Origin of the sequence: Klebsiella sp. 1SOBk5mer, from assembly GCF_046603115.1 — a bacterium.
Classification (GTDB): Bacteria; Pseudomonadota; Gammaproteobacteria; order Enterobacterales; family Enterobacteriaceae; genus Klebsiella; species Klebsiella quasipneumoniae.
Genome location: NZ_JBKIUU010000009.1, coordinates 155,594 through 176,188 on the forward strand (window position 1 = coordinate 155,594; position 20,595 = coordinate 176,188).

Here is a 20,595-nt window from a genome sequence, read left to right on the forward strand (position 1 = left end):
GTGTACCAAATGAAGCGAATTTTTCATTTATTGCGACGAAATACGCGATTCATTTCACGAAGAAACAGAAAAACGCCCGCTCCGCAAGGTGACGGAGACGGGCGTTGGGGGATCAGCGGCGGGCTTCGCGCCAGTAGCCAATAAGCGTCAGGTAGTTGCGTTTCACTTCCTCTATCAGCGCCTCATCGCTGAGCTCGCCCTGCATCCAGCGCCGCGACGGCTGGCCAAAGATGGTGCGCCCGACGGCGAAACCTTTGATCATCGGGTGTGCGGCCGCTTCGGCGAAACCGGCGCGCAGTTTATCGGAAGGCGCATCGAGACCGAGGATCAGGATCCCGCGGCTCCACGGATCTTCGCGCTCGATAAGGGCGGTGATCTGCTGCCAGCTGGCGCTGGAGAGCGGCGGCAGCTTCCACCAGTCCGGCTTGATCCCCAGCTGATAGAAGTGCTCCAGCATGGTGTGGTAATGGCGCTCGTCTTTGTCCGGGCCATTTTCCGGGAGGATCACCTCCAGCAGCAGCTCGTGGCCTGATTTGTTACAGGCCTGCCACACCTCGAGCAGCAGAGCGTCCTGCTCTTCACGCAGCGCCGCCGGGTCGTCCGGGTGATAGAAGACCAGACATTTGACGACATGCTCCAGCGGCCAGTCGATCAGCTGCGAGCCGATGTTGCCATGCTCCAGACGCAGCGGGCGCGAGCTGGGCAGTTCGATAGGGCGACCGATCCACCAGCCCTTGCCGGTAATGGCGTTCAGCGCACGCTGGCCGTAGGTGCCGTCGGCCAGAATGCCGCTGCGCTGGTCAAGACCCGCCTCCTGCGCCGCCGCTTCGGCCGCGGCCAACAACAGCAGCTTGAGCTGCGGAATGCAGGCTTCATCGCGCCCGGTCTCCCGCGCCAGGTCGGCCAGCTGTTTGCGATGGTCGAAGGCGAAAATGCACAGCTCCGGCCACTGCTGGCGGCGGCTGGTCACCCGGTGCAGATGGTTGAGGCGCTCGTCGACGTCCGGGCGCGGCACCGATTCGGCGCGCTGCAGGTAGTCATCGAGTTCGACTTTGGTCGGCATCGCCGGCGCGCAGCCGTGGCGGGAGACCACCAGCGCCCCGCAGGCGTTGGCGTAACGGCAAGCCTGCTCCCAGCCCTCGTCGTTAAGCCAGCCGCGCAGCAGGCCCGACATAAAGGCATCCCCGGCGCCCAGCACGTTAAGCACCTCCACGCGCACGCCCTGCTGCAGCGGCACCTGGTCCCAGCTGTCCGGGATGTCGCCTTCCAGCACCACGCAGCCCATCGGCCCGCGCTTGCAGACGAGGGTGGCTTTGGTGGCATGGCGCACATTTTTCAACGCGGTCAGGGTATCGGTGCTGCCTCCGGCAATATGAAACTCTTCTTCGGTCCCCACCACCAAATCGAACAGATGTAGCACTTCCTGCAGCTGGCTGGTGACCGGCCCGGACTCAATGAAACGGGTTTCGCCATCGCCGAGCGAGGTGAGCCCCCACAGCACCGGACGGTAATCGATATCCAGCGCGGTACGCAGGCCGTGACGGCGAGCGTACTCCAGCGCCTTCAGCACCGCGGCGCGGGTGTTGGCGTGCGACAGGTGGGTGCCGGTCACCGCCAGCGCCCGGGAGGAGGCAATATACTCCTCGCTGATGTCGTCAGGCGTTAAGGCCATATCGGCGCAGTTATCGCGGTAGAAAATCAGAGGGAAGGTCTCCTGATCCTTGATCCCCAGCATCACCAGCGCGGTCAGGCGGGATTTGTCGGTAATCAGGTACTCGGTATCCACCCCGGCGCGGTTGAGCGTTTCACGCAGGAAACGGCCGTTGTGTTCATCGCCAACGCGCGCCAGCATGGCCGATTTCAGCCCCTGAATCGCGGTGCCAAAGGCCACGTTGCCGGAGGAGCCGCCCAGATATTTCGAGAAACTGGCAACGTCTTCTAGCCGCGAACCGATCTGCTGGGCATAGAGGTCGACGGCCACCCGACCTATACAGATGACGTCGAGCCGCTTTACTGCTGCATTCATAGCTAGGATTTCCTTTTTGGTGTCTGCTGCCTGGAAGGGTCGGGATCCCGACGTCGACTCCGTGAACAGCCTGAGGGTTATTGGTTACCCTTAGTTTGAGAAATAAATATTTCATTTGCAAACTCGTTCGAAATTAAAAAACCAAAAGTGTGAGGGATCTACCACTCTGCCGCACTGAGCCTCGCGTTAGCGCGGATCGCCCCCTCTGTCGACCCGGAGAAAAATGAAACGCCAAACGATAGCCATTTACCTATGATTTTTAAGGGGATATTGCCGTCTGGCGCCGCCAAAAAGGGCCCGAAAACGTGTCAGGAATGTAAGTGAAACGTATGAAATGGGTAGAGAGTTTGATCCTTCTCGCAAAATGAAATATTTCTTCTGTATTTGTATTTAATGAAAAAAATGTTTGCCTATAATCCACAGGTATTCCAGTGACGTGAACGACGGCCCCGGCGGCATCGGCGCGACGCCACACACAAATACTGAACAATAAGGATTGTGCAACATGGGCAAACTGAGACTGACAACGGCGCAGGCGCTGGTGAAGTTCCTCGATAACCAGTACCTGGAAGTGGATGGCGAAGAGCTGAAGTTCGTGAAAGGCATTTTTGCGATTTTCGGCCATGGCAACGTCCTGGGGCTGGGGCAGGCGCTGGAGCAGGATAGCGGCGACATGCGCGTCTATCAGGGGCGCAACGAGCAGGGGATGGCCCACGCGGCCACCGGCTTTGCCCGCCAGGCCCTGCGCCGGCAGATTATCGCCTGCACCTCCTCCATCGGCCCGGGGGCGGCCAACATGATCACCGCCGCCGGCACCGCCAGCGCCAACCGCATTCCGCTGCTACTGCTGCCGGGCGATGTCTTCGCCACCCGCCAGCCGGACCCGGTGCTCCAGCAGATTGAACAGAGCTACGATCTCAGCATCAGCACCAATGACGCCTTCCGCGCGGTCAGCAAATACTGGGACCGCATTACCCGCCCGGAACAGCTGATGAGCGCCTGCATCAACGCCATGCGCGTCCTGACCGACCCGGCGGAAACCGGCGCAGTGACGCTGTGCCTGCCGCAGGATGTGCAGGGCGAAGCCTGGGACTACCCGGAATCCTTCTTTGCGCGTCGCGTACACCGTCTCGATCGCCGTCCGGCCAGCGCCGCGCAGCTGGCGGACGCCGTGGCGGCCATCAAAGCCAGCCGTAAACCGCTGATCGTCTGCGGCGGCGGGGTGAAATACTCCGGCGCGGGCGAAGCGCTGTCCCGTTTCGCCGAGCGCTACGGAGTGCCTTTTGCCGAAACCCAGGCCGGGAAGGGGACGGTGGTCTCTTCTCACCCCCTGAACGTCGGCGGCGTCGGCGAGACGGGCTGTCTGGCGGCGAACCTGCTGGCGAAAGAGGCCGACCTGGTGATCGGCGTCGGCACCCGTTTCAGCGATTTTACCACCGCCTCGAAATGGATTTTCCAGCACCCGGAGGTGCGTTTCCTGAATATTAACGTCAGCAACTTCGACGCCTGGAAGCTGGACGGCATTGCCATGCTGGCGGACGCCCGGGAAGCGATGACCGCCCTCGACGCGGCGCTGGCGGACAGCGGCTGGCAGGCCGGCTGGGGCGCGCAGATCGAGAGCGTGCAGAGCCGTCAGTTAAAAGAGACCCAGCGCGTGTACCAGGCGGTGTGGCAGGAGAAATCCTTTGTGCCGGAGATCGACGATCATCTCGATCGCGAATCGGTATATCGCGAGTTCCGCCAGATCACCGACTCCACCCTGACCCAGAGCAGCGTCCTCGGGGTACTGAATGAAACGCTGCCGGCCGAGGCGGTGATTGTCGCGGCGGCGGGCAGCCTGCCCGGCGATCTGCAGCGCGTCTGGCGTAACCGCGCGGAAAACACTTATCACGTGGAGTACGGCTACTCCTGCATGGGATACGAAGTCAACGCGGCGCTGGGGGTGAAGCTGGCGCAGCCGCAGAGCGAAGTCTACTCCCTGGTCGGCGATGGCTCGTTCATGATGCTCCACTCTGAGCTGGTCACCTCCCTGCAGGAGCGGGCGAAGATCAACGTCGTGCTGTTCGACAACATGGCCAACGGCTGCATCAACAACCTGCAGATGGAGCACGGGATGGACAGCTTCGGCACCGAGTTCCGCTACCGCCAGCCGGAAACCGGCCAGCTGCAGGGCGGTCTGGTGCCGGTGGACTTCGCCACCATCGCCGCCGGCTACGGCTGCAAAACTTGGCGCGTCACCACCCTGGACGAACTGCGCCACGCGCTGGACGCCGCCCGTCGCGAAACGGTCAGCACCCTGATTGATATTAAAGTGCTGCCGAAGACCATGGTGCACAAATACGGCAGCTGGTGGAACGTCGGGGTCGCCCAGACGGCGCTCTCAGAGCGGATCCGCAAAGTTGCGCAAATGATTAATGAAAAGCGCGCCCAGGCGCGTGATTACTAAAACGAACATCCACCCTGAATCCTACAGACTTACGGAGAAAACCATTATGTCGCTCAAATTAGGTGTCATCGGCGCTGGCGCTATCGGTAAAGAACACATCCGTCGCTGCACCCAGGTTCTGCAGGGCGCCACCGTTGTGGCGGTGTCTGATATCAATGCCGACAACGCCCGTGCGGCGGTCGCGCTGCCGGGCGTGCAGGCGGAAGTCTACGCCGACGGCCACGACGTGATTAACGCCAGCGATGTCGATGCCATCCTGGTCACCTCCTGGGACCCGACCCACGAAGAGTACACCCTGGCCGCCATCGCCGCCGGTAAGCCGGTGTTCTGCGAAAAACCGCTGGCGATGTCTGCGGAAGGCTGCCGCCGTATCGTCGATGCTGAAATGAAGGCCGGCCGTCGCCTGGTGCAGGTTGGCTTTATGCGCCCATACGACGAAGGCTATCTGGCGCTGAAAAAAGTGATCGACGATGGCGATATCGGCGCGCCGCTGATGCTGCGCTGCGCCCACCGCAACCAGTCGGTTGGCGAGAACTACACCACCGATATGGCGATCACCAACACCCTGATCCACGAGCTGGACGTGCTGCGCTGGCTGCTGAACGATGACTACCGTTCCGTGCAGGTGCGCTTCCCGCGCTCCACCTCGCACACCCATGCGCGCCTGAAAGATCCGCAGATCGTCTCCTTTGAAACCAAAAAAGGCACCCTGATCGACGTCGAGGTGTTCGTGAACTGCCAGTACGGGTATGACATCCAGTGCGAAGTGGTCGGCGAGACCGGGATTGCCCGTCTGCCGGAGCCGTCTGCCGTCCAGATGCGCAAGTCCGCCAGCCTGTCGACCGCTATTCTGACCGACTGGAAAGACCGCTTTATCAAAGCCTACGACGTCGAGCTGCAGGCCTTTATCAACGACGTCAAAGCCGGTCAGCTGCACGGCCCGTCGGCCTGGGACGGCTATGCGGCGTCGGTAGCGGCGGACGCCTGCATTAAAGCGCAGGGAACCAGCGAGCCGGTTGAGGTGACGCTGCCTGAGTGCCCGGCATTCTACAAACGTTAAGCACGCTTTGCCGACGGAACTTCTTTGCACAGGTAACGACGATGAAAATTGCCTTTGATGTGGATGTGATTAAGGACCTCGGGATCACCCGCATGGTCCATCAGGTAGCGGAGTGGGGCTACAAGTACATTGAACAGTCGCCGCACCCGCAGATTAACCCGTTCTACAAGCACCCGCGCGCCAGCCGGGAGATCATGGCCGAGTACAAGCAGGCGCTGCGCGATACCGGCCTTGAGCTGTCGTCGTTTATCTGCGTCTACCGCTGGTCCGGCCCGGACGAACTGCGCCGTCAGGCAGCGGTGAAAAACTGGAAACGGCTGGTGGAAATTGCGGTGGAGATGGGCGTTCAGGTGATCAACACCGAGTTCTCCGGCGATCCGAATCAGCCTGAGATCTGCGATGAAATGTTCTATCGCTCGATGGAAGAGCTGTTGCCGATTTTTGAGCGGGAAGGCATCCGCGTGGAGATCCAGGCGCATCCCTGGGATTTCTGCGAAGAGAACAATGAAACCGTCGATATCGTGAAGTCGTTCCGCAGCGATAACGTGAAGTACGTCTACAGCGTGCCGCACACCTTTTTCTACGACAAAGGCGTCGGCGACGTGGCGAGCATGCTGCGCTATGCCGGGAGCGATCTCTCCCATGTCCTGATTGCGGATACCCGCAATCATACGAAACATTGCCGCTATATCGTTAACCCGCCGGGCGTGGATGCCGTGGTGCACCAGCACGTAGGCGTCGGGGAAGGGGATGTGGATTTTGACGCGCTGTTCCGCACCCTGCGCGAAATGAAATTCGCCGAGCAGACCTTCAAGGTCGGCGGGGAGCCGATTGTCGCCACCTCGCTGTTTGGCTACCCGGAAAAAATGAAATACCAGGCAGTGGAAACCCGTGAACTCATTGAACGTGAATTGCTGCGCCGCTAAGGCGCAGCGGCAGGAGCCCTACTATGAACAAAGATAACGTCAAACTGGCTATCGCCCCGATCGGCTGGACTAACGATGATATGCCGGAGCTCGGCAGCGAAAATACTTTCCAGCAGATCGTCAGCGAAATGGCGCTGGCCGGCTTTACCGGCAGCGAAGTCGGCAGCAAATATCCGCGCGATCCGGCGGTTCTCAAGCCGATGCTGGACATCCGCGGCATTCAGATCTGCAACGCCTGGTTCAGCACCTTTTTCGCTAACGGCCAGCGGGAAAAAACCATTGATGAATTCGTCAATCACATGAATTTCCTGCATGCGATGGGGGCGAAAGTGATTGGCTGCTCCGAGCAGAGCGGCAGCATCCAGGGGCTGGATAAACCGATCCTCGGCGATGCGAAGCCGTGCTTCAGCGAAGAGGAGTGGCAGCGGGTGGCGGAAGGCTACAACACCCTCGGTCGCCTGGCGGCGGAGAAGGGGATGCAGGTCTGTCTGCACCACCACATGGGCACCGGCATTCAGACCACCGCGGAAATCGACAAGTTTATGTCGCTGGTGGACGAGCGCGTCTTCCTGTTGTTCGACACCGGCCACGCCTGGTACTCCGAAGGCGGCGAAGCGCCGATGCTGGCGATCCTCAAAAAGTATCTGCCGCGCATCAACCACGTCCACCTGAAGGACGTCCGCCCGCCGGTGATCGATCAGGTGCGCCGCGACGGCCTGTCGTTCCTCGACGGCGTGAAAAAAGGCACCTTCACCGTCCCGGGCGACGGGGTGATCGATTTCCGTCCGGTGTTCAAGCTGCTGGACGACTTTGGCTATAAAGGCTGGATGGTGGTGGAAGCCGAGCAGGATCCTGCTCTGGCCAATCCTTTCGAATACGCCGTCAAAGCGCGCAAATATATCCGCGAAACGGCAGGGATCTAATCGTTGTGACATTTTCAGGCCATACCGGGTATGGCCTGCTTTTTTTCCTTTCTCAATCCCTGTTCCCGCTTGCAAACCGCCTGACTGGATCTTAACTCCGGCGCCGGACATTTCCCTTTCCCTCAGGGAGAGGGCCGGGGTGAGGGGGACAATGACGGGTAACGCGTCACTTCACTTCCGCCAGCGCGGTTTTATCCACATAAGGTTTCATCAGCGCGTCGGCTTCCTTCTGCGCCGCCTGAACCGCCGCTTCCGGCGTCACTTTGGCATCGTTAACCACCGCCGCCAGCTGGTTCTCCATCGCCTTACGCACCGCCACGGTCTCCCAGGTGGAGTACCACGGATGGGCGTACTTCAGCTGCTCAAGCGCGATCGCCGCCCGCGGATCCTGCTGCAGATAGGCCTTCATCTCCGGCGTATCGTATGACGCCTTGCGCGGCGAGAAGTAGCCGGTAAAACGGCTCCACGCGCCGTTCACGTCGGGGCTCACCAGATAGGTCAGGAACTGATACGCCGCTTTCTTCTGCGCCTCGTTGATGCCTTTAAAGCTCACCAGGCTGGCGCCGCCGATCGGCACCGCGCGCTGCTCTTTGGCCGGCAGCATTGCCACCCCAAGCTCAAAGTCTTTGCTGTTCTCGCGCATAAAGCCCAGCGCGCCGGTGCTGAGCATCGCCATCCCGAGCTTGCCGGAGAAGAACGCAGCGCTGATCTGCTTCGAGTTCAGCACCCCGGACGGCATCACCTTGTCCTTGTAGATCAGATCCTGCCAGAAGCGCAGGGCGCCGATGGCGGTCGGCGAGTTGTAATAGACTTCGCCCGGATAGTCTTCGTTAAAGTATTTCCCGCCGTTGGCGCGCACCAGCGCCGAGAAGATCCAGCCGCCGTAGTCGTCGTTGGTCGACGGCAGCATGATCCCCCACTGGCCGGTGCTCTCGTCGGTCAGCTTTTTGGCATCGGCCAGCAGCTCGGCCCAGGTTTGCGGCGGCTGTTTGATCCCGGCCCGATCGAACATCGTCTTGTTGTAGTAGAGGATCGGCGTCGAGTTATGGAACGGGATCGCATAAGTGGTGCCCATCACCTGGGCGTTCTTATGCATCGCGGGCCAGAATTCTTTTTGCAGAAAATCGCCGGCCTGTTGATCGCCATATTTAAACAACTCATCCATCGGCAGGATCTCATCCTTCAGCGCCAGATCGGTGGTGAAGTTAGCGGACATGATCACCAGCGCTGGCGGCTGGCCGGCCTTCTGCGCCGATTCGGCTTTGATCTTGGTGGTGTCGTAGTTGCCGGTGAAGATGCCGCGCACTTCCACATCCTGCTGCGAGTCGTTGAATTGCTTAATGACGCGGGTCATCTCCATGGTCAGCTTGCCGTCCACTGGCGCCGGGAACATGAAGTCTATTTTCTCTTTCGCCAGCGCCGCGCCGCTCAGGGCGAGGCTGAGGATAACCGCGACTACCGTAAGAGGTTTAAACATGATTACACTCCATCAGTAAATTATGCTGGGTCTCAGCATGAAAAAGATGCACATCGGCAGGCGAGAAGCCGATCGGTAGCGACTCGCCTTTCTCCGGCACCGTGCCGCGGTGGCGGCGGCTAAAGCGCAGGGTGCCGATCGGGGTGCTGACGTGGAGCAGGTAGTCGGCCCCCATCAGTTCTCGTTGCAGAACGGTGGCCGGCAGGCGCAGATGGCCCTCCTCCACGCGGTCGGTAATATGTTCCGGGCGAACGCCCAGCCAGACGCGGGTCTGATCCCGGTGGCGCGGCGGCAGCGGATGGCGCTGTTCTCCCAACAGTACTTCACCGTTGGCGCAGGGCAGCGACAGCAGGTTCATCGCCGGCGAACCGATAAATCCGGCGACGAACAGGTTGGCCGGGTTGGCGTAGAGATACTCCGGGCGCCCGACCTGCTGCACGTGGCCGCCGTTCATCACCACGATGCGGTCGGCCATCGACATCGCCTCGGTCTGGTCGTGGGTCACATAGATGGTGCTGGTTTTCAGCTGCTGATGGAGCGCCATAATGCTGTCGCGCACTTCGCTGCGCAGACGGGCGTCGAGGTTGGAGAGCGGCTCGTCCATCAGGAACAGCCGCGGATTACGCACAATCGCCCGGGCCATCGCCACCCGCTGGCGCTGGCCGCCGGAGAGCTTCGCCGGTTTGCGGTCGAGCAGCGCCTCCAGCTGCAGCATCTGCGCCACGTTGTCCACCCGCGGCTGCCAGCTGCTTTTCTCTTCCTTGCGCACCTTCATGCCGAAGGTGATGTTGTCGCGCACCGACAGATGCGGAAACAGGGCATAGTTCTGGAAGATCATCGCGAAGTTGCGCTCGCGCGGCGTGGTGGCGGTGATGTTCTCATCATGCAGCCAGATTTGGCCTTCGCTGACCGGCTCCAGGCCGGCGAGCAGGCGCAGCAGGGTGCTTTTTCCGCAGCCCGACGGGCCGACCAGCACCACGAATTCGCCTTCGTGAATATCCAGCGACAGGGCGCTGAGCGCCGGCTTGCCGTCGAAACGTTTACTGATGTTTTGCAGACTGAGCATGGCGGTTAGCGCTCTTCCGTTGGGCAACTGATGTTTTCGTCGTACAGCCACGGCCCGGCGTAGTGGGCCAGCGAGTGCTGGTAGCTCACCCACTGCTCGCCGACCTGGCGGTGCATCAGACACGAGGCCGGAGAAAGGTCGTAATAGGGCCGGGTGTCTTCGTGGCAGTACGGCACCTGATGGACGGTGCCGGGGATAGTGGAGATCAGCGCCTGGCGATACTGGGTCATGGTCAGGCTGTGGTTGTGGCCGCAGAAGATGCGCGTCAGCGACGGGAAACGCTCCACCAGCGCCAGCAAACGGTGGCCGTTTTCGCAGGCGATCGGGTCCATCTGCGCATTGCCCAGCGGCAGCGGCGGGTGGTGCATAAACACCGTTGCCGGTTTGTCGCCGCCCTCGAACAGCTGGGCTTCCAGCCAGCCGATGGTCTCGTCGGTCAGCCAGCCCTTCGAGGTGCCGGCGCGGCTGGAGTCGATAAACAGCAGGCGGGTGGCGAAGTCATCCACCGCATAGCGCATATTTTGCGCATCGTTGCCCAGCTGCGGGCACAGCGGGTGAAGATGCTCCAGAAAATGGGCTTTGTCGTCGTGGTTGCCGGGGATCAGATACAGCGGATAGTTCAGGCTGCCGAGGATCTGGCGGGCCACCTGATACTCCGCCGGGCGGCCGCAGTTGACGATATCCCCGCTCACCACCACCGCGTCCGGACGCTCGCGCAGCGCGTTAAGCTGGGAGACCACGTCGGCGTTGGCGGCATTGACGTCGATAAAGCCGTACAGCTTTTCGCCGCGGCTGCGGAAATGGGTATCGGAAATGTGCGCTAACAGCATGAATCACTCCTTATTTGATCCCGGAGAAGCCGAAGCTCCGCAGGAACTGTTTCTGAAAAAGGATGAACGCCAGCATCAGCGGCAGACAGACCATCAGCGTGCCGGCGCCGATGGTGCCCCACTGGCCGCCGGATTCGGCGCCCATGGCGAAGGAGACCAGCCCGACAGTCAGCACCTGCTTATCGGGATCGTTGAGCATCATCAGCGGCCACAGGTACTCGTTCCAGTGGTAGGTAATGCTGACGGTGGCGAAGGCCAGCACCGACGGCCAGGACATCGGCAGCAGCACGCGGAACAGCACCTGCCACCAGCGGCAGCCCTCCATCAGCGCCGCCTCCTCCAGCTCTTTCGGAATGGCGAGGAACGCCTGACGCATCAGGAACACGCCGAACGCCGAGGTGAAGTAGGGCATCATCACCCCGGTGAGGGTGTTGAGCAGGCCGAAGGTTTTCAGGGTCAGCATGTTCGGCACCATCATCACTACCGGCATGATCATCAGCTGCACCAGGAACAGGAGAAACAGCGTCTGCTTGCCGCGAAACTCGTGGCAGGCGAAGACGTACCCGGCGGTGGTGATGGTGAGTAGCTGCACGAAGAAGGTGCCGAAGGTGAAGATAAGGGTGTTGGCGTACAGGCTCAGCCAGTCGGCGCTGTTCCAGGCGTCGCGGAAGTTATCGAGGGTCAGCGGCAGGCGCGGCAGCACCGAGGCCATATCTTCCCCGAAGGTGGTGGCGCTGAACGAGGTGGCCAGCATCCAGATAAACGGGCTGATCCATAGCAGCGCCAGGCAGCACATTAATACTGTGAGCGTAAAGGGCGACGAGCGGCGCAGGCGCAGCCACAGCGGACGGGCGGCGGCGGGCGTGCGGACCAGCAGCGGAGAGATGTCAGCGCTCATAGTGGGCTCCTTTTTCCAGCAGTTTCAGGTTAATCAGCGAGAAGGCGAACAGCCCGGCCAGGGTCAGGAAGGTGGCGGCGGAGGCTTTACCGAGGTCATGGGTATCCCAGGCGAGATTCTGGATGTAATAGAGCAGCACGGTGGTGGCGTTGTCCGGCCCGCCGCGGGTCATCACCGCCACGTGGTCGATCTGGGTGATGGAGTAGATCAGCGCGGTGGTGATCACAAAGCTCAGCGTCGGGCGCAGCAGCGGTAGCGTGACCTTAAAAAAGACCTGCGTGCGGGTAGCCCCTTCCATCAGCGCCGCTTCCCGCGTCGAGGCCGGAATGCTCTGCAGCCCGGCGAGGAAAAACAGCATGTAGTAGCCGGCGAACTTCCACACGCCGATCAGCGCCAGGGCCAGCAGCGCGCTGTTGCTGCGCCCCAGCCAGTTGTTGTTCATCGGCCCGAACAGCTTCGCCAGATAGTGGTCGAGCAGGCCGAGGCCGGGCATAAAGATAAACAGCCACAGCGCGGCGGCGCTGACCATCGGGATAATCATCGGGAAGAAAAAGGCGGTGCGCAGCCAGCGGTTGACGCGATGGTTCTCGCTCAGGGCGACCGCCAGCAGGAGGGCGAGGGTCACCCCGGGCACCACCGTCAGCAGGATATAGAGCAGGTTATTGCCCAGCGACTGCCAGAAGACGTTATCGGCAAACAGGCGGGCGAAATTATCCAGCCCGACGTACTGCGCGCCGTCGCTGGCCATGCGGGTATCAAACAGGCTGTCATACACCGAACGCCCCAGCGGGAACCAGGTAAACAGCAGTAAAAACAGCAGGGAAGGCGACAGGATCAGCCAGGGAAGCCAGGTCTTTCTCATGGTGACGCGCATCTCGTTCAGCCATTTATCGAAGCCCGGATTGTGGGAAGCAATGACTACAGAGGCATGGCGGGGAGATGACGGTTTGATGAAGCGACGGGAAAAACGCCGGGCGAGCGGGCCGCCCGGCGGGAGAGAACCATCAGAAGTCGGCTTTCAGCACCGCGCGGTAGCGGGCTTTGCCTTCGCGAACGTGTTTCAGCGCTTCGTTAATCTGCGACATCGGGAACAGCTCGGTGGTCGGGGCCACCTTGCTGCGCCCGGCGAACTTCATCAGCGTGCGCAGTTCGGACGGGTTACCGGTCGCCGAGCCGGAGATGCTGCGGTCGCCGCCGATAAGGGTAAAGGCCGGCACCGGGAACGGCTTCATTACCGCGCCGACGGTGTGGAAGTTGCCGCCGTACGCCAGCGCTTCAAAGTACGGCTGCCAGTCGAGGTCGACGGCGACAGTGTTGATAATCAGGTCGAACTGGCCGGCCAGCGCTTTTAAGGCTTCAGGATCGCGGCTGTTGACCACGCGATCGGCGCCCATCGCCCGCACTTCCTGCTCTTTGGCCGGGTTGGAGCTGAAGGCGGTCACTTCCGCGCCCATCGCCCGCAGCAGCTTAATGGCGATATGGCCGAGGCCGCCGATGCCGATCACCCCGACGCGGCTGGTGGCGGTGACGTGGTGGGTCAGCAGCGGTTTAAAGACGGTGATGCCGCCGCACAGCATCGGGCCGGCGGACGCCAGATCGATGCTCTCCGGCAGGGGGATCACCCACTGCCAGTCGGCGCGCAGCTTATTGGCGAAGCCGCCGCGGTTGAGAATGGTCGGCACCGAGCCTTCCAGACAGTTGATCTGGTTGCCGCTGATGCAGGCATCGCAATGGCCGCAGCTGCGCGCCGTCCAGCCGATGCCGACCTTCTGGCCAATCTTCAGCCCTTTATCCTGCGCCGCGCTGCCCAGCGCCGCCACCCGGCCAATCACCTCGTGACCGGCCACCAGCGGGTAGCTCGACATCCCCCATTCGTTGTCGATCATCGACAGATCCGAATGGCAGATCCCGCAGTATTCCACCTCAACTTCGACATCTTCCGGCTGCAGCTCGCCGGCATCGTATTCCCACAGCGACAGATCGGCGCCCGCTTCTTTGGCGGCGTAGCTTTTAATGATGCTCATGTTTGTTTCCTTGGGGTTGGCGTGATAACCCAGAAAGTGTAGAGCATGGTATTCCCCGGCGCTTGGCAATCGGAGGGGTAGCGAAGCGGGCGGACCAGCCGCCCGTTAAGGTCAGCGGCTGGCCAGCGGCCACTGATTAAGGCGGATGCCGCGCTGCGGGGCGCTCTCGGCAAAATCATCCAGCACCGCCTGCACGTCCGGATCGAGGTAGCCGACGCTGTCGTGCTCGACGATCACCACGCTCTTTTCCGGAATTTTCGCCAGCAGGGCCAGCAGATGCGGATTGTGCATAAAGGTCAGATTCTGCTGGATGCGCAGCACGTAGTGGTCATCGTAGCGCGCCAGCTGCAGCGAGTGGCGATGGCTGCGCCAGAGGCTGAACGCTATCTGGGTGGCAAGACCAATCCCGATCCCCGCCAGCATGCCGAAGGCGATAATCCCGCTGATGGTGGCGAGGAAGGGGACGTACTGCGCCGCCCCCTGGCGGAACTGCTCGATGAACAGCCGCGGCGTCGCCAGCTTATAGCCGGTATAGAGCAGCACGGCGGCGAGGCTGGCGAGCGGGATCAGGGTCAGCAGGCCGCTGAACCACAGGCCGCAGATCAACAGCAGCACGCCGTGGATAAAGATCGACAGTTTGCTCTGCGCGCCGTTGCTGACGTTCACCGAGCTGCGGACGATCACCGCGGTGATCGGCATCGCCCCCAGCACGCCGGAGAGCAGGTTGCCGACGCCCTGGGCGACCATTTCGCGGTTCGGCGAAGGGGGCGGATTTTGCGGGCGCAGCTTTTTCAGCGCCTCCTGGCTGAGCAGGGTTTCGAGGCTGGCGACCAGCGCCAGGGTCACCGCCACCATCCACACCGACGGATTGCGCCACGCGCTCCACGCCGGAGATTCCAGCTCGCCCAGCAGGTCGCCGAGGCTGCCGAACGCCGGCAGGGTAATCCGCGGCAGAGCGGCCAGCTGCTGCGGCGCAAAATGGGTCAGCAGCAGGGTGGTCACGCAGCCGAGCAGGACGGCGATCAGCGGCCCGGGGATCCAGCGCAGGCTCTTCACCCGGCGGATAAGCGGCGAGCCCCAGAGCCAGAGCACCAGCAGGCCGCCCGCGGCGACGGCAATCGCAGTGACGGAGAAAGCGGCATTGCCCTGAAACACATCGGCAAGCCCGGTCTCTTCCGCCGTACCGAGCGCGACGGGGATCTGCTGCATAATCAGCAGGATGCCGATCGCCGCCAGCATGCCTTTGATGACGCTGGCGGGAACCAGCGAGATAAAACGCCCAGCCCGCAGAATGCCGAACAGCAGCTGCAGCACGCCGGCCAGCACCAGCGCCATCAGGAAGACGGAGAAGGAACCCAGGGATTCGATGGCGGCGACGACGATGGTGACCAGTCCGGCGGCGGGGCCGCTGACGGCGAAGCGGGAGGGGCTGAGGGCGGTGACGACCAGGCCGCCGATGATGCCGGTCAGCAGGCCGACGAAGGGCGGTAAGCCGCTGGCCTGGGCGATGCCAAGGCACAGCGGCAGGGCGACAAGGAAGACGACGATGCCGGCGAGAGAGTCCTGACGAAGTGTGTTCATGGGGCGTGCTCCTGCGGTGAGAGGTGTTCGACGAGGGTGGTTAAATGGCCGGAAGCCAGATCGTAGACGCAGCCGTGCAGGCTGAGCGGCCGCCCGCTGGCGAGCACCGTCTGCACCGGCTCACTCTCCAGCAGACGGGCGAACTGGGCGCGAACGTTGGCTTCCACCAGGGCGTCCAGCGCATGGCGAGAGTGCTCCGCGTCGGTGCTGGCGCTGGCGCCGGAGGAGGCTGCAACACAACATCCATCGGCGATCTGCGCAATTTCGCGATGCAGGGTGTGGCGCAGCTGGCCGATGCGGCGAGCCAGCGCCGAGGATTCCTGCGCCAGCGGCAGGGTGGGCAGAGAGAGCGCCGCCTGCACGCCGCCGCAGCCGTAGTGGCCGCAGAGCACCACCCGCTCCACCTCAAGGTAGTGGAGGGCATACTGCAGGACGCTCATGACGTTGTCGTCGGCGGGATCGAGCATGTTGGCGATATTGCGGTGGACAAAGAGCTCGCCGGGCTGGCTGCCGGTGAGCACCTCGGCGGGAACGCGGCTGTCTGAGCAGCCGATCCACAGCGAGTGGGGCCGCTGCCCGTCGACCCATTTTTCGAAATAGTCCGGGTCATGCTGACACTTCTGCAGCGCCCAGCTGCGGTTGCGGGCCAGCAAAGGTTTTAACGTCGTCACAAGTATTCTCCTGAGTTAATTCATCGAGTGAATATGTCCATCAAGACTCGTACAGCGACTAGTAAAAATAGTGTTTACCGGAACCCTTCACGCCTGAGGAAAATCCTGGAATAAACGGCAAAAAGAAAACTTTTCATTAATGTAAAGTTATAAAAATATTGATGAAATTAATATTTGACTGCGGAGCGAGTGAATAACAAAAAGGCATTGGCTAAAACTTTCTGGAATATATGGGAATGATGGTAGGAGGGGTTGGGAGAATAGTTGGGGAGTGGATAGTGGGGATTTGTTTGGGGAGAGAGGGATTGTGATGAGGATGCAGGTGAGAGCGTGGTGAGAAAAATTTGAGATAAGTTTGAGTGGGGTTTGGGAGTGCTGGGGGAGAAGGATGATGGCTGGCAGGTGGGGTTGGGTCGCGGGGTTGTGAGAGGAGGGGGGCTGGTGGCCGTCGCGCTATGGAACGGCGGCAAAAGGTGACGCCGCGCAGGATAGCGCTGTTTTTTTCAACACTTAGCGCAATGGCGACACGCTGTCGCTTGCATGGCCGCCGCCGACAGGTATAATCCAGAACGTTTCCGCATCCCCTTCAGTGCCGAAGTGGCGAAATCGGTAGACGCAGTTGATTCAAAATCAACCGTAGAAATACGTGCCGGTTCGAGTCCGGCCTTCGGCACCATCGGAACATCAATAGACGTCAACGGACGTCTTTTTTTGTGCCTGAAATCCAGCATTCGCAAGGCTTTCCTCGCTTTTTCACTCAACCTAAGTCAACCTGATTCAATCTACATCAACTTACTGATGTGGGTACAACTGCGGGTATATCCCGGTTCGATAATGTTTGTACCCACGCAGAACCCTTGAAAGGATACTCATCATGGCTCTGAGTGATGTGAAGGTTCGTTCGGCTAAGCCTGAAGCAAAAGCCTATAAACTTACTGATGGCGACGGCATGGTATTGCTGGTTCACCCTAACGGTTCCAAATATTGGCGACTGCGTTATCGCTTCGGTGGTAAAGAGAAGATGCTGGCGCTGGGGAAATACCCTGAGGTTTCGTTGGCGGATGCCAGAGCACGCAGGGATGAAGCCCGTAAGCTGTTAGCTAATAGTGTCGATCCCAGTGAGAATAAGAAAGTCGTTAAGGTAGAGCAGGAGCAAGAGGCAATAACGTTTGAAGTGGTAGCCAGAGACTGGCACGCCAGCAATCAAAAGTGGTCTGCATCGCATAGCGCTCGTGTATTAAAAAGTCTCGAAGATAATCTCTTTGCTGCCATTGGTAAGCGGAACATTGCAGAACTGAAAACGCGAGACCTACTTGTACCCATCAAAGCAGTCGAGTCATCCGGACGCCTTGAAGTCGCCGCCCGTTTACAACAGCGTACTACCGCGATTATGCGCTTTGCTGTGCAGAGTGGGTTAATCGACTACAACCCCGCTCAAGAGATTGCCGGTGCGGTTGCTACGGCGAAAAGACAGCATCGTGCTGCTCTTGAACTGAACCGTATTCCAGAATTACTTCATCGCATAGATCACTATTCTGGCAGACCCTTAACTCGATTGGCTGTTGAACTGACTTTGTTGGTCTTCATCCGTTCAAGTGAGCTGCGTTTTGCCCGTTGGTCAGAAGTAGACTTTGAAACGGCCATGTGGACGATTCCTGGTGAGCGTGAACCACTGGAAGGTGTTAAACATTCTCAACGTGGTTCAAAGATGCGGACGCCCCATCTTGTTCCCTTATCGAGTCAGGCCTTAGCTATTCTGGAAAAGATCAAAAGAATGAATGGGAACCGAGAGCTTATTTTTGTAGGTGATCACGATCCGCGTAAACCCATGAGTGAGAATACGGTGAACAAGGCTTTGCGAGTGATGGGCTATGACACGAAAATGGAAGTGTGTGGGCATGGTTTCAGGACGATGGCTTGCAGTTCTCTGATTGAATCAGGATTGTGGTCGAGGGATGCAGTGGAGCGGCAAATGAGCCACCAGGAACGTAACTCTGTGCGGGCGGCTTATATCCATAAGGCTGAACATCTGGGAGAAAGAAGGTTGATGTTGCAGTGGTGGGCTGATTTTTTGGATGCCAATCGAGAAAGCAGAGAAGAACCGTTTAATTTTCGAAAAAACTAAAAAAAAATTGTTCAATTAAAACAGTGACTTTACTCGTATTTCGGTATGTAACTGGAACAATTACTCACGTAGTAGGCTATGTACTTCTTGCAATATTGAGTGCACATACGTATATTTACCCTATCGCTAGGTAGTACGCTACCTACGACGATAGGGGAGTGTCCATGTAGTGGGGCTACAGTTCACTCTCATTACTCTGATAGAAATCGCTAATCGAAGAGGAATGAAAAATATGAATACTAAAAAATACCAGCCTACTCTGTTAAATGCAACTGCAAAAAGACTCCGTATGGCGCCTTTAGCAATACTTTTATACGTTGTGCCTGCCTTATCATTTCAAATGGACTTGGAAGTTCACTCGGGTGATACGAACATCAAGCAATCAATCACTTTAAAAACTAACTAATGGAGAGGGGAGAGGCTTCTCCCCTAAAAGCCTATGAGCGTTATCGTTAGATTGGAAGAAATTGCAGACATCCGTTTAGGGATGCCGTTTAAAACGGCTATAAAAGACCTTGGCGATGATGGTAAGTGTTATTTAATACAGACGAAAGATATTGATACAGAAGGGCTTTTGCGTATGGATGAACTTGCCAGAGTATCTCCTCCGGTTGACCCTAAAAAACACTATCTCCAGGCCGGGGACATTCTTTTACGCTTGAGGGGGCCAGTTTTTGCAGCTGGAATGTTTACGGGTTCAAAAAAACTACCTAGTGTTACAAGTAATCAAAACGCAATAATTAAATGCAAAGAGAATGATGTTTTACCAGATTATTTACAATGGTACATTAATTCACCTTTAGGTCAGGATTATTTTAACAGGATGAGTGAGGGGACTAACATCACTAAAGTTAGCTTGAAAACCCTTTCTGATATGGAGATTAAATTGCCTCCTATAGAGGTTCAAAATAATGTCGTTAGAATAAAAAATAACTGGGAAAAGCAAAGGGATATTCATAGGAAGATTATCAATAATGGTAACTTACTCTACCTCAATATTTGCTTCAAACTGCTTAAAGAAGGTAATTAACTATGTCAACAGTTGATGATAAAGAAATTAAAAATGTAGTTTGGGACATATTCAGTGTTTACAAAGGAAGTTTGGATTCTATACAGTTTCTTGATTACATGCTTTCTTTGTTATTTCTAAAGTATGTATCTGATTTAATATGTGATATCCATGAAGATAAAGTGGTTGATGATGACTTGAAATTAAAGGTGCTGTTGTCTAATACCCCTGAGGATATGAGTTTCAATTATATATATTCAGGTGTTAATGATAGAGGGATAGGTGAAAGGATTAATACGGCACTCAGCTATTATGATGAAGTTATTTTTCAGAAATTTTACAAATGTGAAAGAGATGTCTTTAGAGATATAGACTTTACATCTGACAAGCTTGGACCTCGTAAAGAGAGAGAGGCTTTTTTAAGTGAGTTAATGCATGCCCTCAATTCTAAAGTCTTTCAATTTAATAGTTACAATAATGGCCATGATAGAATAAAGGCAATATGTGGTTTTTTATTTGAGAAAGTTGCATCTGATGCAGGTCTAAGAGGTGGTGGTTTTTATACGCCATATGGCGTCTCGGTATTGTTATCTAAGTTGGTTACACCCGTTCCAGGTGATTCGATTTATGATCCAGCATGCGGCACTGGCTCACTTTTATTAAGAGCTATGCAAGAAATAGCATATCGTAATCAGTTTCAGGATTATAAATTATATGGCCAAGAGATATTGAAGTCATCATGGAATGTTGCTTGTATTAATATGTTTTTACATGGTGTGTACTCCTGTAGCATAAAATGGGGCGACGTCCTGCTGGATCCTAAATTTCATGACTCTAAAGGCGAACTAGAAAAGTTTGACGTTGTACTTTCAAACCCACCATTTTCAGTATCCAATTGGGGATATGAAGAGGCATTAAAAGACAGATTTGGTCGGTTTGGTCTAGGAATTCCACCACAATCCAAAGCGGATTATGCATTTATTTTGCATATGATTGCATCTATGAAAGATAAGACAGGGCGGATGGCACTTGTTGCCCCGCATGGGGTTTTATTTCGAGGTGCAAGTGAAGCTTTGATTAGAGAGAATTTAATTAAAGAGAATCTGTTGGATGCTGTTATTGGTCTTCCTGAACGTTTATTTTTATCAACTAATATACCAACGGTGATTTTGATTTTCAAAAAAAATAGAAATGATTCAAATGTATTGTTTATTGACTCAACTATGTTTTTCTTAAAATCAAAGGGACGGAATTATTTAACCGTCGAAAATATTGAACAAATATCTGATATTTATCATAAAAGACATGATGTGGAAAATCTTTCACGCGTTGTCAGCTTTAGTGAAATTAAGGGTAATGACTATAATCTTAATATTACCAGATATGTAAAGCGTGAAGAGGAAACTCAAGATATTGATCTATACTCTTTAATCTATGAACAAGAGAAATTACAAGAAGAACTTCGTTCTTTAGAAAAAGAAATGAAATTGTATATCCATTTTTAAGTGTTCGGCTAGTACCTATCGGTACTAG

Annotated in this window: 17 protein-coding genes and 1 tRNA gene; 9 read left to right on the forward strand and 9 right to left on the reverse strand. The window is 57.3% G+C overall.

What is annotated here, in order from left to right:
• Positions 1-112: 112 nt before the first annotated feature.
• Complete coding sequence (locus ACLH1U_RS19705; RefSeq protein ID WP_023291778.1) at positions 113-2,026, reverse strand: bifunctional 5-dehydro-2-deoxygluconokinase/5-dehydro-2-deoxyphosphogluconate aldolase; 1,914 nt, start codon at positions 2,024-2,026, stop codon at positions 113-115.
• A 505-nt stretch (positions 2,027-2,531) separates the two neighbouring features.
• On the opposite strand from ACLH1U_RS19705, the gene iolD reads away from it, so the two are divergent.
• From iolD to iolE, 4 genes are read left to right on the forward strand one after another with little or no spacing between them, the layout of a single operon-like run.
• A complete protein-coding gene (gene iolD, locus ACLH1U_RS19710; RefSeq protein ID WP_023291779.1) occupies positions 2,532-4,472 on the forward strand; it encodes a 3D-(3,5/4)-trihydroxycyclohexane-1,2-dione acylhydrolase (decyclizing) in 1,941 nt (646 codons plus the stop codon).
• 46 nt (positions 4,473-4,518) lie between these two features.
• Positions 4,519-5,532 (forward strand): Gfo/Idh/MocA family protein, encoded by a 1,014-nt coding sequence (locus ACLH1U_RS19715; RefSeq protein WP_004152192.1) that lies wholly within the window; start codon positions 4,519-4,521, stop codon positions 5,530-5,532.
• Between the two features lie 41 nt (positions 5,533-5,573).
• Complete coding sequence (locus ACLH1U_RS19720) at positions 5,574-6,458, forward strand: sugar phosphate isomerase/epimerase family protein (RefSeq protein ID WP_004152193.1); 885 nt, start codon at positions 5,574-5,576, stop codon at positions 6,456-6,458.
• A gap of 23 nt (positions 6,459-6,481) precedes the next feature.
• Complete coding sequence (gene iolE / locus ACLH1U_RS19725; RefSeq protein ID WP_004192343.1) at positions 6,482-7,381, forward strand: myo-inosose-2 dehydratase; 900 nt, start codon at positions 6,482-6,484, stop codon at positions 7,379-7,381.
• 166 nt (positions 7,382-7,547) lie between these two features.
• On the opposite strand, the gene ACLH1U_RS19730 is transcribed toward iolE, so the two are convergent.
• The 8 genes from ACLH1U_RS19730 to ACLH1U_RS19765 all read right to left on the reverse strand — a co-directional run bounded on the left by ACLH1U_RS19730 (position 7,548) and on the right by ACLH1U_RS19765 (position 15,928).
• Positions 7,548-8,858: an ABC transporter substrate-binding protein gene (locus ACLH1U_RS19730; RefSeq protein WP_411299409.1), complete on the reverse strand. Its 1,311-nt coding sequence runs from the start codon at positions 8,856-8,858 to the stop codon at positions 7,548-7,550.
• On the reverse strand, positions 8,851-9,924 hold the full coding sequence (locus tag ACLH1U_RS19735) for an ABC transporter ATP-binding protein (RefSeq protein ID WP_044525224.1): 1,074 nt from the start codon (positions 9,922-9,924) through the stop codon (positions 8,851-8,853). Before ACLH1U_RS19735 ends, ACLH1U_RS19730 begins: the two co-directional genes overlap by 8 nt.
• Positions 9,925-9,929: 5 nt before the next feature.
• Positions 9,930-10,754, reverse strand: a complete 825-nt coding sequence (locus tag ACLH1U_RS19740; RefSeq protein WP_023291782.1) for a phosphodiesterase — start codon at positions 10,752-10,754, stop codon at positions 9,930-9,932.
• Positions 10,755-10,764: 10 nt separating this feature from the next.
• On the reverse strand, positions 10,765-11,652 hold the full coding sequence (locus ACLH1U_RS19745) for a carbohydrate ABC transporter permease (RefSeq protein WP_411299410.1): 888 nt from the start codon (positions 11,650-11,652) through the stop codon (positions 10,765-10,767).
• Positions 11,642-12,526 carry a carbohydrate ABC transporter permease gene (locus ACLH1U_RS19750; protein ID WP_004146807.1) on the reverse strand — a complete coding sequence of 295 codons (885 nt, stop codon included), beginning with the start codon at positions 12,524-12,526 and terminating at the stop codon, positions 11,642-11,644. Before ACLH1U_RS19750 ends, ACLH1U_RS19745 begins: the two co-directional genes overlap by 11 nt.
• Before the next feature lie 130 nt (positions 12,527-12,656).
• Positions 12,657-13,676 (reverse strand): NADPH-dependent aldehyde reductase Ahr, encoded by a 1,020-nt coding sequence (locus tag ACLH1U_RS19755; protein WP_032454679.1) that lies wholly within the window; start codon positions 13,674-13,676, stop codon positions 12,657-12,659.
• Positions 13,677-13,787: 111 nt separating this feature from the next.
• A complete protein-coding gene (locus ACLH1U_RS19760; protein ID WP_411299411.1) occupies positions 13,788-15,257 on the reverse strand; it encodes a SulP family inorganic anion transporter in 1,470 nt (489 codons plus the stop codon).
• Positions 15,254-15,928 (reverse strand): carbonic anhydrase, encoded by a 675-nt coding sequence (locus ACLH1U_RS19765; RefSeq protein WP_117132984.1) that lies wholly within the window; start codon positions 15,926-15,928, stop codon positions 15,254-15,256. Before ACLH1U_RS19765 ends, ACLH1U_RS19760 begins: the two co-directional genes overlap by 4 nt.
• Positions 15,929-16,519: 591 nt before the next feature.
• On the opposite strand from ACLH1U_RS19765, the gene ACLH1U_RS19770 reads away from it, so the two are divergent.
• The 5 genes from ACLH1U_RS19770 to ACLH1U_RS19790 all read left to right on the forward strand — a co-directional run bounded on the left by ACLH1U_RS19770 (position 16,520) and on the right by ACLH1U_RS19790 (position 20,567).
• Positions 16,520-16,604: transfer RNA gene (locus ACLH1U_RS19770), tRNA-Leu, on the forward strand.
• Positions 16,605-16,802: 198 nt separating this feature from the next.
• Positions 16,803-18,053 (forward strand): tyrosine-type recombinase/integrase, encoded by a 1,251-nt coding sequence (locus ACLH1U_RS19775; protein WP_183516809.1) that lies wholly within the window; start codon positions 16,803-16,805, stop codon positions 18,051-18,053.
• Positions 18,054-18,285: 232 nt separating this feature from the next.
• The gene (locus ACLH1U_RS19780) at positions 18,286-18,459 is read left to right on the forward strand and encodes a hypothetical protein (RefSeq protein ID WP_158698693.1); all 174 of its coding nucleotides are present in this window, start codon (positions 18,286-18,288) and stop codon (positions 18,457-18,459) included.
• A 33-nt stretch (positions 18,460-18,492) separates the two neighbouring features.
• On the forward strand, positions 18,493-19,083 hold the full coding sequence (locus ACLH1U_RS19785; RefSeq protein WP_069324784.1) for a restriction endonuclease subunit S: 591 nt from the start codon (positions 18,493-18,495) through the stop codon (positions 19,081-19,083).
• A gap of 2 nt (positions 19,084-19,085) precedes the next feature.
• Entirely contained in the window at positions 19,086-20,567 is a 1,482-nt protein-coding gene (locus tag ACLH1U_RS19790) for a type I restriction-modification system subunit M (RefSeq protein ID WP_069324785.1), read from the forward strand.
• The last annotated feature ends 28 nt before the right edge of the window (positions 20,568-20,595 follow it).